14 protein-coding genes are annotated in these 16,489 nt (G+C 67.6%); 13 read left to right on the forward strand and 1 reads right to left on the reverse strand.

Translation table 11 applies throughout. From position 1 onward, the window contains the following. Positions 1-10 precede the first annotated feature (10 nt). From EL272_RS04220 to EL272_RS04245, 6 genes are all read left to right on the forward strand, one after another. Positions 11-982, forward strand: a complete 972-nt coding sequence (locus EL272_RS04220; protein WP_014845983.1) for an AAA family ATPase — start codon at positions 11-13, stop codon at positions 980-982. A 9-nt stretch (positions 983-991) separates the two neighbouring features. Continuing rightward, positions 992-2,212 carry a DUF58 domain-containing protein gene (locus EL272_RS04225; RefSeq protein ID WP_073970076.1) on the forward strand — a complete coding sequence of 407 codons (1,221 nt, stop codon included), beginning with the start codon at positions 992-994 and terminating at the stop codon, positions 2,210-2,212. Continuing rightward, entirely contained in the window at positions 2,209-4,539 is a 2,331-nt protein-coding gene (locus EL272_RS04230; protein WP_061787786.1) for a transglutaminase-like domain-containing protein, read from the forward strand. Before EL272_RS04225 ends, EL272_RS04230 begins: the two co-directional genes overlap by 4 nt. A gap of 10 nt (positions 4,540-4,549) precedes the next feature. After that, on the forward strand, positions 4,550-6,130 hold the full coding sequence (locus tag EL272_RS15880; RefSeq protein WP_126409346.1) for an FHA domain-containing protein: 1,581 nt from the start codon (positions 4,550-4,552) through the stop codon (positions 6,128-6,130). 230 nt (positions 6,131-6,360) lie between these two features. Then, positions 6,361-7,428, forward strand: coding sequence for an FHA domain-containing protein (locus EL272_RS04240; RefSeq protein ID WP_014845985.1), 1,068 nt, complete (start codon positions 6,361-6,363; stop codon positions 7,426-7,428). Then, positions 7,428-9,023 (forward strand): serine/threonine-protein kinase, encoded by a 1,596-nt coding sequence (locus EL272_RS04245; RefSeq protein ID WP_014845986.1) that lies wholly within the window; start codon positions 7,428-7,430, stop codon positions 9,021-9,023. Before EL272_RS04240 ends, EL272_RS04245 begins: the two co-directional genes overlap by 1 nt. A 51-nt stretch (positions 9,024-9,074) precedes the next feature. Here EL272_RS04245 and EL272_RS04250 read toward each other — a convergent pair whose 3' ends face one another. Then, positions 9,075-10,736, reverse strand: a complete 1,662-nt coding sequence (locus tag EL272_RS04250) for a hypothetical protein (protein WP_061787784.1) — start codon at positions 10,734-10,736, stop codon at positions 9,075-9,077. Positions 10,737-10,840: 104 nt separating this feature from the next. Here EL272_RS04250 and EL272_RS04255 point away from each other — a divergent pair, with 104 nt between their 5' ends. The 7 genes from EL272_RS04255 to fbaA all read left to right on the forward strand — a co-directional run bounded on the left by EL272_RS04255 (position 10,841) and on the right by fbaA (position 16,261). Then, positions 10,841-11,650 (forward strand): spermidine synthase, encoded by an 810-nt coding sequence (locus EL272_RS04255; RefSeq protein WP_014845988.1) that lies wholly within the window; start codon positions 10,841-10,843, stop codon positions 11,648-11,650. 57 nt (positions 11,651-11,707) lie between these two features. After that, on the forward strand, positions 11,708-12,247 hold the full coding sequence (pyrE, locus tag EL272_RS04260; protein WP_014845989.1) for an orotate phosphoribosyltransferase: 540 nt from the start codon (positions 11,708-11,710) through the stop codon (positions 12,245-12,247). A 98-nt stretch (positions 12,248-12,345) separates the two neighbouring features. Continuing rightward, entirely contained in the window at positions 12,346-12,951 is a 606-nt protein-coding gene (locus EL272_RS04265; RefSeq protein ID WP_014845990.1) for a LemA family protein, read from the forward strand. A 130-nt stretch (positions 12,952-13,081) separates the two neighbouring features. After that, the gene (locus EL272_RS04270; protein WP_197720294.1) at positions 13,082-13,939 is read left to right on the forward strand and encodes a DUF368 domain-containing protein; all 858 of its coding nucleotides are present in this window, start codon (positions 13,082-13,084) and stop codon (positions 13,937-13,939) included. Further along, entirely contained in the window at positions 13,936-14,577 is a 642-nt protein-coding gene (locus EL272_RS04275; RefSeq protein WP_244926112.1) for a TrmH family RNA methyltransferase, read from the forward strand. The genes EL272_RS04270 and EL272_RS04275 overlap by 4 nt, the downstream gene beginning before the upstream one ends. A 5-nt stretch (positions 14,578-14,582) precedes the next feature. Beyond that, the gene (locus EL272_RS04280; RefSeq protein WP_126409349.1) at positions 14,583-15,158 is read left to right on the forward strand and encodes a hypothetical protein; all 576 of its coding nucleotides are present in this window, start codon (positions 14,583-14,585) and stop codon (positions 15,156-15,158) included. An 83-nt stretch (positions 15,159-15,241) separates the two neighbouring features. Then, positions 15,242-16,261 carry a class II fructose-bisphosphate aldolase gene (fbaA, locus tag EL272_RS04285; RefSeq protein ID WP_014845994.1) on the forward strand — a complete coding sequence of 340 codons (1,020 nt, stop codon included), beginning with the start codon at positions 15,242-15,244 and terminating at the stop codon, positions 16,259-16,261. The last annotated feature ends 228 nt before the right edge of the window (positions 16,262-16,489 follow it).

Consider the following 16,489-nt stretch of genomic DNA (forward strand, 5'->3'; position numbering starts at 1 on the left):
TTGACCCAAGATGACCATGAACCCGGAACAGGCCGCGTTTTTCGCGGACACCTTCGCGCGGCTGACCGACAACGTCGGGCAGGCGCTGCTCGGCAAGGCCCCGGTGATCCGCCTTGCGTTGACCTGCATGCTGGCCGAGGGGCATCTGCTTCTCGAGGACGCGCCGGGCACCGGTAAAACCGCTCTGGCAAGGGCGATCGCCGCTTCGGTTCATGGTAGCCACAACCGGATCCAGTTCACCCCGGACCTGCTGCCCTCCGACATCACGGGCATCACCATGTACGACCAGGCCACCTCGCGTTGGACCTTTCACCACGGACCCATCTTCAGTTCGATCGTGCTGGCCGACGAGATCAACCGCGCCTCCCCGAAAACCCAGTCGGCGCTGCTGGAGGTGATGGAGGAGTCGCAGGTAACGGTGGACGGCCAGCGTTACCCGACGGAGCGCCCGTTCATGGTCATCGCAACCCAGAATCCCGTGGAACAGGCAGGTACCTACCGGCTGCCCGAGGCGCAGCTCGACCGTTTCCTGATGAAGACCTCCGTCGGCTATCCCGACACGGAGGCAGCCATTCACGTGCTCGCCGGTTCCTCCCAGCCCGACCGTTCCAAGCGGCTCAACCCCGTGCTCGCACAGCAGGCGGTGGCGGAGATGATCGAGTCCGTCAAGGACAACTACGTCGACAACTCGGTACTGCACTACGCGCAGCGGCTGGTGGAGGCCACGCGGGAGGACGAGGACACATCGATGGGGGTCTCCACCCGTGGGGCGATCGCCATGGTTCGGGCGGCCCGGGTGTGGGCGGCCGCCCACGGCCGCAACTACGTGCTGCCCGACGACGTGAAGGAGTTGGCTGCGCCGGTTTGGACGCACCGGCTGATCATGTCGCCCGAGGCGGAGTTCGCCGGTGTGCAGCCGACCGACGTGATTGCCCGGGTGCTCGCATCCGTGGAGGCCCCCACGAACCGGATGAACGCCTGAGTGGGACCCGTGCCAGAACCCGTCGCCACCGCAACCGTTTCCCGGAGGCCCGGTCTGATCCGGGTCCTGCGGCGCATCTCGCGTTCCCGTCTTGTCGCGTCCGTCACCGCGCTGGGCTGGGCCCTGCTCATCGGGATCGTGGTGACCGGGATCCCGGGTTGGTGGCTCGGCTGGCTGGAGTTCCGCGCCCTGTCCGTGATGTGTGTCGTGGTGATGGTCGTGGCGGTACTGTCGGTGTTGGGGAGACGGGAACACGAGGTGCTGTTCGAGTTGCAACGCCCCAGGGTCCAGGTGGGCGACGAGGCTAGGGGGAATGTGCAGGTGCGTTCCGAGCCGGGCAGGTCATCCGGTTCGGCCACCCTGGAGTTCCCCGTGAACGGGGAGGTCGCTTCCTTCCGGGTGCCGGCACTCGGCCCCGGCCAGGTGCATGAGGAACCCTTCTCGATTCCCGCCCGGCGCCGCGGGGTGATTCTGCTGGGGCCGGTGCGATCCGCCATGACGGATCCGCTTGCTGCCGTGAGCCGCAAGAAGGTGCTCTCGGATGTGAGCGAGTTGTTCGTCCATCCGCGTGTGGTGCCGCTGGAGACCCGGACGATCGGTTTCCTGCGGGACATCGAGGGGATCGCGACGCAGAACCTCTCTTCCTCGGATGTCTCATTCCACGCGCTGCGGGAATACGTCCCGGGAGACGACCGCAGATCCGTGCACTGGCGCACGACGGCCCGGACGGGCAAGCTGATGGTCCGGCAGTTCGAGGAGACCATGAGGGCCCACCTGCTGATCCTGCTGTCCACCCTCCCCGGCGACTACGCATCCCCGGAGGATTTCGAACTCGCCGTTTCCGTGGTGGGTTCCCTGGGGGTCGCTGCGCTGCGAGAGGAGAAACAGGTCACCCTCTGCACATCGAAAGGGGAGGTTCCCTTTCCGAACGCGATGGGCCTGCTGGACCGGCTCTCCGGGGTGGAGTTGGATGACAAGGGACACGAGTTGCGGGAACTGGCGGTCAAGCACGGTTCCATGCCGGGGATTTCCGTGGCGGCCTTCGTCACGGGGAGCCCCAGCCCGGCGGTGCTGCGCTCGTCGCAGCTCGCCCTGCCGCCGGGGGTGTTCCCGTTCGCGGTCAGGTGCTTGGGGGGTGAGGAACTGGCCAGACGCAGGGTGGGGGACCTGGTTGTCCTGGACATCCCGCAACTGGACGACCTGCGTCCCGCGGTCGGGAGCCTGGCATGAGACGCGAGGGAACCTTCTCCCTGTCCCGGGTCGCCGGGGCCTGGTTGCTGCTGCTGCCCGGGGTGGTGGCCTTCCAGCCGGTTTTCGGCGGGACCCCCGGATACCTGCCTGCTCTGGCCGGGATCACGGCGGGGGCCCTGGTTCCCCTGCTGGCCGCACGGTTCCGGTGGAGCGCGGCCCTGTGGTTCTTCGCGATCCTCGTGTTCTACCTGCTCCTGGGGGGGCCGCTGGCGCTTCCGGAGACCACGATCAACGGTTTCGTCCCCAGCCTCACCACTCTCGCCCGGCTGATGCAACTCACCTATCAGGGCTGGTACGACATCCTGACGGTGGCCACTCCCGCGGGGGATCTCTCGGGTCCCCAGGCTGCGCCCCTGCTTGGCGGGATCCTGTTCTCCGCCGCGCTGGTGGGGATCGTCAGGTTCACGCGGGCCGTGGTGTGGCCGATGCTGCTGCCGACGCTCTGGCTGGCCCTGGGGATCGCCTTCGGCATCCGGCAGGCCCCGACGGCCCTGTGGCTGGGAGCGGCGCTCGGGGCCGGTCTGCTCCTGTGGAGCGCGGCCCACAGGATCAGCCGGATGGGGGCTGCGAACGCGGAGTTCCTCGTGCGCCAGCCCCGTGGCCTGTCCCGTCGCACCTGGCAGGGGCTCTCGGCGATGCTGGTGATCGCTCTCGCGTCCGGGACTGCGCTCGGGGTGAACGTGGTCATCGGCAACGACGTCCACCGGCAGGTGCTGCGCGACCAGGTGGCCCCGCCCCTGAAACTCCAGGAGTACCCGAGCCCGTTGACCAAATACCGGTTGTACGAGCTCAACCAGAAGAACGACGTGCTGTTCCAGGTCGCAGGGATGCCCGCAGGGGGAAGGCTCCGGCTTGCCGTGATGGACGAGTGGAACGGCGTGGTGTTCAACGTCTCCCAGAACATCGGGGAGTACCTGCGGGTGGGGCGGGAACTGCCGTGGCAACCGGAGGTCGCCACCCAGGTCTCGGAGATCACGGCGCAGGCCTACGACGACGTCTGGGTGCCGAGCTTCGGGGAACCGTCCCGTATCGAGTTCGAGGGGGAACAGGCCACCAGGCAGGCGCGCGGGCTGTACTTCAACCGCAACACCAAGCAGACGCTCACCACGGCCCGGATCGGCGACGGCAGCATGTTGCGGATCACAGGTGTGGTGATCCTTCCCTTCGGTGAATCCCAGCGGGAGGGCTTGAAGGGCGTCCGCGGCGGCGCGGCGCCCCTGGCGCGGGTGGACCGGGTGCCCGAGGTGCTGGTCAAGAACGCCACGGACTGGACCCAGGGGGCGACCAGCGCCTACGAGCAGCTGTCGATGATCGAGCAGAAACTCCGGACGGAGGGTTTCTACTCGGACGGATCCGACAACCGTTCCAGGGCAGGGCACACCGCTGAGCGGTTGGCCTACATGTTCAACCAGGAACAGTGGGTTGGTGACGATGAGCAGTACGCTGCATCCATGGCTCTGATGGCCACGCAGCTGGGCATCCCGACCCGGGTCGTGATGGGTTTCTACCCTGCCTCCGATGCCGATGTGGGCAGCGGGTGGCAGGTGCGTGGCACCGAGGCCCACGTGTGGGTCGAGGCCTTCCTGGAGGGCGCTGGCTGGGTCAATTTCGATCCCACACCGGATCGCAACCGGGTGCCGAACTCCGAGAATCCCCAGCCCAAACCGAAACCGAAACCCCGCGTCGATCCACCACCGACCCCTCCGGAGCACGTCGAGGACGAGACCGTCGTCGCCGACCAGCAGGAGGTGGACTTCGACGACCCGAAGGATCAGCCCCCGGACTGGGTGCAGGTGGCCATCGTGATCGCCGCCAGCGCCGGTGGTGTCCTGCTTCTGCTGTCCCCACTGATCGTCATCGCGATCCTCAAGGGACGGCGGGCTGCCAGGCGGCGCAAGAAGGGCGAGGTCGCGGACCAGGTGGCCGGGGCCTGGGACGAGGTGGTGGACCGCGCCAGGGATCTGGGCTTCGTGGCGGTCATGAACCACACGCGCAGGGAATCCGCCGACGATCTCCAGGAGGGTTACCCGGATCTGCCCATCAGATCCATGGCGGATCAGGTGGATTCCTCCGTTTTCGGACCGGAGGAGCCCGAAACGGAGGTCCGTGACTCGGTCTGGAAGCAGGGGGGGGAACTCAAGAGTTCACTTTTGGCCACGAAGCCTTGGTACGCTCGGCCCGCCGTCTTCTTCTCCCTCAAATCGCTTCGGCGGGTGGGAGTGGAAACGGAGCGGCGTTCCCGGAAACCGCAGGCGAGTGACCGCTCGGGGAGGAACGAAGATTCCACCGGAGAACCGAAGAAATGAGGAGAGAATGATGCCTGGACAGTTCGGCGGCAACAAGGCCACACCTGTCGGCGTCGGCCGCAGGGTGATCGGACACCTGCTCTGGGTGGTGGGGTTGCTGATTTCTTCCCTGCTCGTGGTCAGCGGGACCTTCCTCGGCTCCGGGGAGTTGACCGCGGCCCTGAGCCTGGGAGGGATGATCCTGGGGGGTGTGGTTCTCGTCCTCAGTCTTGCCGCGGCGCTCCTGGGGTCCACGTCGTTTGGAGGAAAACTCCTCGGGTACCGTTTCGTCGACAGCCACACCAACCAGCCGAAGGGCTCGATGATGCTGGCCAAGTTCTTGGTCCAGGTGATCTTCGAGTGCGTCACCCTGCTGCTGGGGACGATCTCCTACTACTTCACCTACAGGGATGGTCAGCACTGGCTGGACAGGGCGTTCAACCTGGTGGCCGTCGACAAGAAGACTTCCGCCCAGGCCGATCCGGTTCCCCCCGAGCCCGTTGCCCAGGCCGTCGCGGTGGGTGGCGGGGCCGCGATGCCGCAGCCCGTGGAGGCGTATGCGGTCTCCCCGTTCAGTGCCCCGGCCCAGCGGGTGACCCCGGAATCGGCGTTCGCGCCCCCCGCCTACGGTGGTCCTGCATCCCGGTCCACGGCTCCCAGGCCGCAGGTGAGGATGCCGCAGCCGGTTGCGGTCGGTGCGGGCACCGGCGGAACGGAAACCCCGGGATTCGAGATGCAACGGCCCTCGGAATTCTCCGGCCTGGATGCGCCCGATCCCGGGATCCAACCCGCAGGGGTTCCCGCCTACCCGCCCACCGCGGACCCGGTTTCCTCCGAACCCGTGATGTCCTCGCCTGACCGGGTTCCCGCCGCTTCGGTGCCCTCCCCGGCCTCCGAGGCGGACGTCGATTGGCCGATACCCGCCCCGGCGCGTGGCATTTCTGCCGGGATGTCGCAGACGGGGCCGGACCCGGAGGCCGGGGCCGCCCCGACGCGTGCCGCGGAACCGGTTCGTCCTCCGAGTCCCTTCACTCCGCGGCCCTTCCCGTCGCCCTCGCCGTTCCCACCGCCCTCGCCGACGAGCCCGTCGCAGGCCTCGGTGTTCCAGCCTCCGGTCGGTTCCTGGGCGGCGACCTCGGCCTCTCCGGTGTTTCCTCCCGTCTCGCCAGCCCGCGCCACGACGATCAGCCCGGCCGAACCGCCGGCGGCAAGGCCGGCTCCGGCGGTCCGTGCGGCGAGGGCCCCGTCCCTGGTGCAGGACAAGACGGTTGCGGACGAGGAGCCGGAGGTGATTCCCGAGGTGGTCCTGGACGACGGCCTTCGGATCAAGGTCGACGGGCCACTGGTGCTGGGACGCAACCCGCTCGCCCCCGACGCCTACCCCGATGCGCGTTCGGTGCGGGTCACCGACGAGACCATGAGACTGTCCAAGACCCACATGGTGCTGCGACCCGTCTGCGGCCACGTCCAGGTGATCGACATCGGGGCCACCAACGGCGTCTACATCGAGACCGACCGGGAACGCACCCGGATCCCGACCCACGAACCCTGGCGGCTCTCGGAGGGTGATCTGGTGCACTTCGGGGGGCGCACACTTAGACTGGTGTCCTGACAGGGCCCCGGCTGACGACGTGAATCACAGTCGCCACCCATCCGGGGACGACATGTTCCGAGAACCGGGGCACCTGCCCGGCGGGGTCTCCGATTTCCCGGTGAAGGACGAGACGTAGTGGCGGCCCGAGAGATTGGCGAAGCGGATGACGTCGTGTCGCTTGACGAGGGGGAGGGGGAAACAGTCTCATGGATTCACGGGGACACCATTCCTGATCCGGAGGGCAATTGATGGCGTTCGATGGCGTGCTGCGATGGAGTGAGGGGCGGTGGATCGCTGTCGCCTGGCAGGGCGGGTTCGCGCTGCTCTCACCCAGCGTGGGGTTGCCCGTCGCGGAGTTGTTGTTCTCCAGGCTGCGGGAGAAATCAGAACTCGGGGTTTTCATCAGGACCCTTTCGGAGAGCACCGGGGCGGGGCTTTTGAAACTGCCGCCGTTCTCCGCCGCCATCGCGGACGGCGATCGATGGCATCTGGCGGTGCGCGGCGCCCTGACCGTGAAGATCGTGAGCCCGGCCGGAAACGAACCGCTCCGCGGCGAGGGGGTCGCCACCTGGGCGGAGCGGGTCGTCTCTGGGGTGACGGCGCTTCACATGGGGCGGGTCGTGGAGCCGTCGAGTCCCTTGGTGGGGGGCGTCGTCCTGGCCGACGGCGTGGGATTCGGGGAGTTGCCCCGGGAACACCGGGCCGTCGACGAACCGGGGGAACCGGCCATCCCGGAGGACGGACCGGTGCTTGAGGAGGACACACCCGCGCCCAAACACGGCCCCGCGGTCCCCAGCGATGAGGAGTTGCTGATGGGCGACACCCTCTCCGACGCATCGGAGGACAGCAGACCCCGCCGCCCCGAGACGACCGAGGTGGTTGCCCGGTTCTGCACGGCGGGACATCCGAACCCGCGGGAGAGGTCCCGCTGTTTCGTGTGCGGCGAACCGGTGACGGGGGAACCACGCAGCACTGAGCGCCCCCAGCTCGGCTGGCTGAAGGTGCCGCACGTCGAACCCATTCCGCTGCTCGAGTCCATGATCATCGGCCGGCATCCCAGCGCGGACGCACTCTGTCTGCCGGAACCCCCGAAACTGCTGGCCCTGCAGTACCGGCACGTTTCCGGTAATCACCTGGCGATCCTGCTGGACGGCTGGCGTGTCCTGGCGCTGGACCTGGCCAGCCGAAACGGCACCTGTGTGCGACGCAGGGCCAAACCGCCCGTGCGCTTGCCCCAAAGGCCCATTACCCTGCTGCCTGGAGACGTGATCGACCTGGGTCACGACCTGCTCCTACATCTTGATCGGATTCCTTGATGGCACAGCGAACAACTCCTCCCGAAATACCGGGATTCACCTTCATCGAGTGGCTCGGTGGCGGTGGCTTCGCTGACGTCTTCCGCTACCGTGATTCGCTCGGGCGCGGGGTGGCCGTGAAGGTACTGCACCAGACCGTCAACGAGGCCACCTTCAACGCGTTCGCCGCGGAGGCGGTGCTGATGGCCCGGTTGTCGGGTCACCCGAACATCGTCACCATCCACAGCTCGGGCCTGTCCGCCGACGGCCGGCCCTTCCTGGTGATGGAGGAGTGTTCCACGGCCCACCTGGGGATCCGGGTGGCGAACCGGGTCCTGGCGACCACTTTGGCGATGGAGTACACGGTGCAGCTGGCGGGTGCCGTGGAAACCGTGCACCGGCAGGACATCCTCCATCGCGACATCAAACCCGCGAACATCCTATTCACCGGTTTCCAACGTCCGGCCCTGACCGATTTCGGGATCTCGGCCTCCCATGACTTCTCCGCGGCGGCCAACGCGCTGAGCCCCCTGTGGGCTCCCTCCGAGATGCACCCCGACTCGCCGCTGGAGGCGGGGCCCTGGAGCGACGTGTTCTCGTTGGCTGCCACCACATGGGCGATGCTGGTGGGGCGCAGCCCGCTCGCGGTGCCGGGCGGCGACAACGAACGTCACGCCTTGCGCGAAAGGGCCCGTTCCTTCGTGGCTCCCCGGACGGGCCGCCCCGACGTGCCCGAGATGCTGGAGCAGGTGCTGGGGACCGCGATGGCCGCGCACCCGGCGCGGCGCTACAGCTCGGCTCTGGAGTTCGCGCGTGCGATCCAGGCCGTCCAGGCCTCCATGGGGGTGCCCGTGACGCCGGTCGACGTCCTGACCGAATCCGAGGACCACACCGCCTATGGCACCGAGCACCGGGAACCGGGAAGCATTGATTCCGGCTGGCTGCTTGGGGACTCCGGGTCGATGCTGACTGCCGGATACACGATGGGGATGTCGTCGCTGACGGGCGGCTACACCTTCCACGACACGATGAGCCCGGCCTTCGACCCCACCCCTCCGGGAATGTCAACGGGGGCCCCGGGACCGGGGGTGCTGCTGCGCGGGCATGGTTTCGCCCAGGCGGGACTCCGGCACGTCGAGGGACTTCCCGTGCCCGAGCCAAAGAGCTCGGAGGTGAACAAATCCGACGAGGCCGAGAAGGCGCGCAGGAAGAAGAAGAGGAAGCGCAAGCAGTTCACCCTGCTGTTGACGGGGATCACGGTGATCGTCACCGCGGTGACCTTCGGGGTGCTGTGGTTCAACGGCGTGATCGGCCCCGGGGCCCAGGAATCCCAGGGGGGCAACGACCGGGGCACCAAGACGGTTCCGGCGGTGGTCGACGCATCCGGCAGGGTGACCGGCCAGGAGATCAAGTTCACCTGGACCAATCCGGACCCGCAACCCGCCGACTCCTACCTGGTGGAGGTGGTTGGCGCACCCGAGTCCGAAGCCCGCCACAGCGTTGACGAACCCAGTATCATCCTTCCCTTGAAGGGGGAACAGACCTGCGTGAAGATCGTGCTGCGGCGCGCCAAGGGGCAGGTTTCGGAACCGGTGCAGACCTGCGTGCGTTCCTGACATCCGGGCGGCGTGGCCCACATCCTACCGGGGCGGGACGCGGGTGGTTCCTCAACCGGGGATGTCCTGGAACGGGGTCAGGTCCTCGCGGCGGCTGATGACCGCCAGCCCGGCGATGCCTGCAACGGCGGCGTGGAGCACACCGGCCAGGAGGAAGGGCCACCACGGTGGCAGCAGGAGCGTGGCGATGAACGGCCAAGGGGCGCAATCCGGACCGCCCCGGCACAGGAGACCGGTGAGCCACAGCAACGGGTCCCGGCCGCCCACCCAGCCTGGCATCAGGATCCCGAACACCGCGCCCGGCAGACCGATCAGCACCGGAACCCACCAGCGGAACTGGGGCAGGGGTAGCACGAGCCAGTTGACGACGAAGACCGGCAGCACCCACCAGGCGAAGACGGAACCCGCCGTGATCACCGCCGGCCACATGCCGTCCCCGGCCAAGATCTGAAGGGTGGTGCTCGCCCAGCCGGCGGCGACGACCGCGCCCGGCAGGCCCACCGCCAGCCACAGCAGGAGACGGCGTTTCCCGGTTCGGTGGATCCGCTGCGGGGACGGGGCGGGCAGGGCCACCGCCAGCAGACCGTGGAGCAGCACCAGCAGGCAGCCGATGCCCGGGGCCAGGGCGATCTCCGCCAAGGAGGGGGTCGAGACGGCCGGCGGCGTCCCGGTTTGTGGCTTCCCGGTGGCCAGGAAACCTCCCAGCAGCGCCAAGGTCTGCAGGGTGGTGGCGGCCCACGGGCTGAACCGCGGGGTGCTGCCGAACACACCAGCCAGGATGGCGGCAACCACCGTGGCCACCGCTTGGCAGAAGGGATACAGCCACCACCGTTGCACATCCACGTCCTGGGTGTTCTCGTACAGGGCCCTTCCCCACAGCGACCACAGAAGCATGAGGACGAACCCGGAACAGATGCTCACCAACACCGCCAGCAGCCTCGGGGGAATGTCCGCCGGGGGAGGCTGCGAGGGATCGGACCGGGATTTCCGTTTCGCCGGCCGCGCTGGTTTCCCGTCCGGCTCCGGGGTGGTCTCCTGCAGGGCCGCGATGAGGGCGACGGCGCGCGCTTTGGTGATTCGCTGGGGATCCGCCAGCTCCTGTACCCAGGGCGCCTCCGGCGTTCCCGGATGGTGTCGAAGGGCGTTCAGGTATTCTTGTTTCAGGGCCGAATCGAGCCCGGGCCTGCAGGTCAGGCGCCACGTGAACAGTTGAATGGCGCGGACGGTGGCCTCCCGTTTCTCGCCCAGCCCGGAGGGCAGCGCCGCGATGGCCTTCTCGGCCAGGATGCGCCAGGAATGGGCGAGACGGAGCAGGTTTTCGTTGCGCGTGAACCGGCCCAACTGGGCCAGGGCGTCTCCCCGGAACAGGTTCTGGACCAGGCCGGGATCGGCATCGGCGAGTTCGTTGTGGGCCGTCGACGAGAAATCCAGGCCGCGCACGATGCTCCTGCCGTCTCCCGCGAGCACCGCGGCCAGAAGGGCGGCTCCCGCCTCCTGGCTCAGCAGCCGGAAACGGGCCACGGCCTTGCGGACGGGATCTCCCCGGGGCCCGGTCCACGCCCACTCCACGAGTTCGGGAAGGTTATCGGCCAGCTCCGCGTGCATCTTCGGCCCGCCCTTGCGCAGGGCCTCGGCCAGGGTGGCCTCATCTGTGAACGAGCGGTCAGCGAGACGAAGAGAAGGCCTTGGGGGAGGCCTGAGTGCTTCTCTCATGCTGCTGGCTCCTTCCCGCGAATTGGGTGGTGTTTCATCCTTATCAGGCGCCCGGCCGGGGATTTCAGGCGGGGCCGGGCAGAAGGTCCTGGGATAATCGGGTCATGCCGCTGGTGCCAGATCCTCAACATCCGGGGGCCTTCCGCGTGGTGTTCGGGGAGACGTCCCAGTCCTGGGTGGATCCGGCCCGCCCGGATCTTCTCCTCTTCGAGTATGTCGTCCAGGTCTCGTTGCTTTTCGAACACGGCCTTGCCGATGTCGGACAGGGCGAACGAATCCGGGTGATCCACATCGGAGGGGCGGGACTCAGCATTCCGCGTTGGATCGCCTGGCGGCGGCCGGGGACGGCGCAGATCGTGTGCGAACCCGACGCCGGGCTGACCGAGGAGGTCCGGCGGAAACTGCCTCTGCCGCCGCGCAGCGGCATCAAGGTGCGTGACGTCGACGGCCGCTCCGGGGTGGCCGCCATGCCCCCGGACTACGCCGACCTGGTGGTGCTCGACGCCTTCGACGGCGCCCGGGTGCCGGGCGAGCTGGTCGCCGCCGAGTTCCTGGACGAACTGGCGAGGCTGGGCAGGGGCAGGCGGATGGTGATCTGCAACGTGACCGATTCCTCACCCTTTGGGTGGACCAGACGATTTGCCGCGGGGCTTGCGGAGCGCTGGCGTCACCTGCTGGTCGGGACCGAGCCCGCGGTGTGGAAGGGACGCCGGTTCGGGAACCTGCTGCTGGCCGCGTCCGGGACCCGGGTGGACGTGACCGGTCTGCGCCGCGACAGCGCGAAACAACCCTGCCCGTACCGCTGGATCGAGGGACGGGAACTGAGAAGCTGGATCGGGGGCGCGGAACCGTTCACGGATGCGGACATGCAGGACTCGCCGCCGCCCTCCGGCAGCAAGCTGTGGTTCTCGTGATGGGACAATGGACGGCGACCCCGAGCCCGCGGTGGGTGTGAGATCACAGGAGCCGAGATGACTGATCGTGAAGACCTGATCCGTGCCGTCAAGGAACTGGCCGTCGTGCGCGGCCGCGTGACCTTGGCCTCCGGGAAGGAGGCCGACTACTACGTCGACATGCGCCGTGTGACCCTGGACGGGGCGGCCTCGCCGCTGGTGGGGCGGGTCATGTCGGAGCTGGTGGCCGACCTGGACTTCGACGCGGTCGGGGGACTGACCCTGGGAGCCGATCCGGTGGCCACCGCAATGCTTCACGCCAGGGCCGCCGCGGGGGGCCGGCTGGACGCCTTCGTGGTGCGCAAGGAGGCCAAGTCCCACGGCCTGCAGCGCCGCATCGAGGGCACCGATGTCACGGGGCGGCGGGTGCTCGTGGTGGAGGACACCTCGACGACGGGCGGATCGGCCCTGACCGCGGTGGAGGCCGTGCGCCGGGCGGGCGGTGAGGTGGTTGCCGTGGCCGTGGTCGTGGACCGTGCAACCGGGGCGGCGGAACGCGTCGCCGAGGCAGGCCTGGAATACCGCTACGCCATCGGGTTGGAAGAGCTCGGTCTCTGACCGGTCCCCCCGATGGCGTCGTGACCCCGGGACGTGGGCCCGAGGACCTCCGAGGCGCTACCGTTGTCGTGAGCCGAACTTTCTAAGGAGCTGAGTTCATGTCAATGCTGTTGAGCCTCATCGGGATCCTGTTGATCCTGGTTCTCGTGGCAATCCTGTGGGGCGTTTCCGCCTATAACAGTCTGGTGAAGGCGCGCAACGTCATCCAGGAGTCCTGGCGGCAGATCGATGTGGAACTGAACCGCCGCTACGACCTCATTCCGAACCTCGTCGAGACGGTTCGCGGTTACGCCTCCCACGAGAGAGGTGTCCTGGAGAAGGTCACGAGCCTTCGCCAGAACGCGATGGCCCTCGCGGCCCAAGTGCAGGGAGCACCCAACGAGCAGCGCGCAGCTGCCGAGTCCGCCTTGACCGAGGCGGTTCGTGGCCTGATGGTTTCCGTCGAGTCCTACCCCAACCTGAAGTCGAACACCAACTACCTGGAGTTGCAGCGCGAACTCGCCGACACCGAGGACAGGATCGCTGCCAGCCGTCGCTTCTACAACGCGAACGTGCGCGACTACAACACCCGCATCGAATCGGTGCCCACCAACATCATCGCTGGAATGGGCAAGTTCGAGCGCGCCACCTACTTCGAGGTCAATGACCCGACGGTCCGGCAGGCCCCGACGGTCAACTTCGGACAGCCCCCCGCAGGAGCCTGATCGCGCTGAACGGCAACTGACGCTAACGTTGTCCGCCGGGTCGGTCGCGAGAAGGAGCCTGATGCAAAACCCGAGGCGCGCCGCTGGGCGCTTCAACCCAACAACCGCTGTTGCCAACCTTGTCAGGGGAATGCTGATCGGCCTCGCCGAGCTGGTGCCCGGCGTCTCGGGAGGTACGATCGCCCTGATATCGGGCATCTACGAGCCGCTCATCAACTCGGCCAGCCACGTGGTCAGCGCGGTGAAACGCGTGGTGACCGGCAAGTTCTCCGAGGCGGGCGTTGAGCTCAGGAAGGTTCGCTGGGGCATCGTGATCCCCGCCCTGCTGGGCATGGCCATCGTGGTGGTGGCCATGGCGGGGGTCATGAAAGCGTTCGTGGGGGAGACCCCCCAGCTGGCCAAATCGCTGTTCCTCGGCATGGTGTTGGCCTCCGTGGTCGTTCCTGCGCTCGGCATTCGCCGTGAAGACCTGCGTACCGCGGGTCAGCGACTGGGACTGGGCGGCCTGTTCCTGGCCGCTGCTGTGGCGGCGTTCCTGTTGACGGGGTTGGGGGGACAAGAAGAAACCGTCACGGAACCTGCCTATTGGATGGTTTTCGGGGCTGCTGCCCTGGCCATCTGTGCCCTGGTCCTCCCCGGCATCTCGGGTTCCTTCGTGCTGCTCACCCTCGGGCTCTACAGCTCCACACTCCAAGCGGTGCAGAGCCGCAACATGCTCTACATCGTGATTTTCGCCGCCGGGGCTGCTGTCGGGCTGGGTCTGTTCGTCAAGGGGCTCAACTGGCTGCTGGAACACAAACACGCCGCCACCATGGCCGTCATGTCGGGTCTGCTGCTCGGGTCGCTGAGGGCGTTGGTGCCCTGGGGACCCGATGGCAGGCCCTTGGCCCCGGGGCTCGACTGGCCGGTACCGGTCGGCCTCGCCCTGGCCGGCGCCGTCGTCGTGGTCGGTATCGTGTGGGTCGACCGGCGTCTGAAGCGGCGGTGAGTCCCGGCGTGGACGATCCCGCGGCCCCGGTCGTGGGAGTTGGGCCCCATCCACCGCCCTGGCCCTCCGACGACCGGCTGGACCCAGAGCTGCTGGCCGGCGGGGACCGGCGCAACGTCATCGACCGCTACCGCTACTGGAAACTCGAGGCTATTGTCGCTGATCTCGATCTCAACCGGTCGGGGTTGCACGTGGCCATTCAGAACTGGGAACACGACTTCAACATCGGTTCCATCGTGCGCACGGCGAACGCCTTCAACGTCGGCGGGGTCCACATCATCGGGAAACGACGCTGGAACCGGCGGGGCGCCATGGTCACCGACCGCTACCTCCACGTCCACCACCACGAAACCGAGGAGTCGCTGTTCGGCTGGTTGGGGGAACGGGGCATCGAGGCGGTCGGGGTGGACAACCTGCCCGGGTCGGTTCCGCTGGAAACCGCCGCCCTGCCCCGTGACGTCTGTCTGGTCTTCGGTTCGGAGGGACCCGGCCTGACCCCTGGGGTGGTGGCGGGTTGCACCCGGCTCGTCGCCATCACCCAACGAGGCTCCACCCGATCCCTGAACGCGGGGGCGGCGGCCGCCATCGCCATGTACCACTGGGCCCTCCAGCACCCGGTCGTGGAGCCTCTAGCATGAACGCCATGACCCCTGCAGAGAGATTCGCGGTAGCCCTGACCCCGGCCCCCACGGCCGCGCGCATCGCCAGGCAGCGTTCCGTGCTTCGCCTCCAGGTGATCTTCGCGCTGGTTTTCGGTGCGGTCCTGCTGCTGGTGTGGCTGGGCCCGGTGTTCCTGCCGGAGGACGCCAGGCAGGCCGTGCAGGGGGCCCTTCCATCCTGGAGCCTCCCTGCCCTCGCGGTGATCTGGGCGGTGCCTACGCTGGTTCGCATCGTCGCCACGGTGGTTTCCCTCAAACGCGCGAAACAGGACTTGGCCTCCTTGGGCCAGGGGGCGGCGCTCTACATCGACGGCACCGGGGTGGAGTTCGTCCATCCGGAACAGGTGCGTGCCCGCTGGGCCGAGATCACGGCCCTGAAGATCTCCGGGCGGAGGTGGGGAGCAGGTCCGCGGCTGCGGTTGGAGGTCTCGGGCCGAGAGGTGGCGAGCATCCCTGTCAGTTTCCTGGACGCCATGCCCGGGGCCATCGACTCGGCTGCCAGGGCCAGGTCCATGGGAAGGATCGGGGTGGACGCCTCGGACATGGACCGGCTGCTCTGAGCGTTGGCCTGCCGGGGCTCCCCCGGCAGGGCGTTGCGCGATAGGCTGGGCCCGTTCCTAGTCTCAGTACGAAAAGAGGCATCATGCCAGTTGCAACTCCTGAGGTCTACGCCCAGATGATTGATCGGGCCAAGGAAGGCAGGTTCGCCTACCCGGCCATCAACGTCAGCTCCTCCCAGACGCTGAACGCCGCCCTGCAGGGCTTCGCCGAGGCCGGTTCCGACGGCATCATCCAGGTCTCCACGGGTGGCGCCGAGTACTTCTCCGGTCCCACGATCAAGGACAAGGTCGCGGGCGCATCCGCCTTCGCCGCTTTCGCCCAGGAGGTCGCGAAGAACTACCCCATCAACGTCGCACTCCACACTGACCACTGCCCCAAGGACAAGCTGGACAGCTTCGTGCGTCCGTTGCTGGCCATCTCCGAGGAGCGCGTGAAGAACGGCCAGCTCCCGCTGTTCCAGTCGCACATGTGGGACGGTTCCGCGGTGCCGATGGAGGAGAACCTGACCATCGCCGACGAGTTGCTGAGCCGCTGCGCCAAGGCGAACATCATCCTCGAGATCGAGGTCGGTGTCGTCGGCGGTGAGGAGGACGGCGTCTCCGCTGAGATCAACGAGAAGCTCTACACCACCGTCGCCGACGGCCTGCGCACCGTCGAGGTGCTCGGCCTGGGCGAGAAGGGCCGTTACATGACGGCCCTGACCTTCGGGAACGTGCACGGCGTGTACAAGCCCGGAGCGGTGAAGCTGCGTCCGGAGGTGCTGAAGGAGATCCAGGACGCCGTCGGTGCCAAGCACGGCAAGGAGCGCCCGTTCGACCTTGTCTTCCACGGCGGATCCGGTTCCAGCCCGCAGGAGATCTCGGACGCCGTGGACTTCGGCGTGGTGAAGATGAACATCGACACCGACACCCAGTACGCCTTCACCCGTCCCGTCGCGGATCACATGCTCCGCAACTACGACGGCGTGCTGAAGGTTGACGGCGAGGTCGGCAACAAGAAGCAGTACGATCCGCGCGCCTGGGGCAAGGCCGCCGAGGCGGGCATGGCCAAGCGGGTCGTCGAGGCCTGCGAGTACCTGCGTTCCGCAGGCACCCACGCCTGATCCACAACGACACCGGGCCGGGTGGTCGTCCCCCCAGGGGCGGCCACCCGGTTTTTCATGCCCGGTGCCGCCATGGGGGAGGAAAGAACCAGCACTCCTGGGGACGCCGCTGGGAAGAGCATTGATGGCAGCGTTGCCATGTGGCTCTGACTAGGGGTTTCAAGAAAAACTGATAACCGTTTCATAACGCACTTGACGTGTCCCGCGGAAGTGGTGCTAGCGTTAACA

This window comes from Arachnia propionica (genome assembly GCF_900637725.1).
Classification (GTDB): Bacteria; Actinomycetota; Actinomycetes; order Propionibacteriales; family Propionibacteriaceae; genus Arachnia; species Arachnia propionica.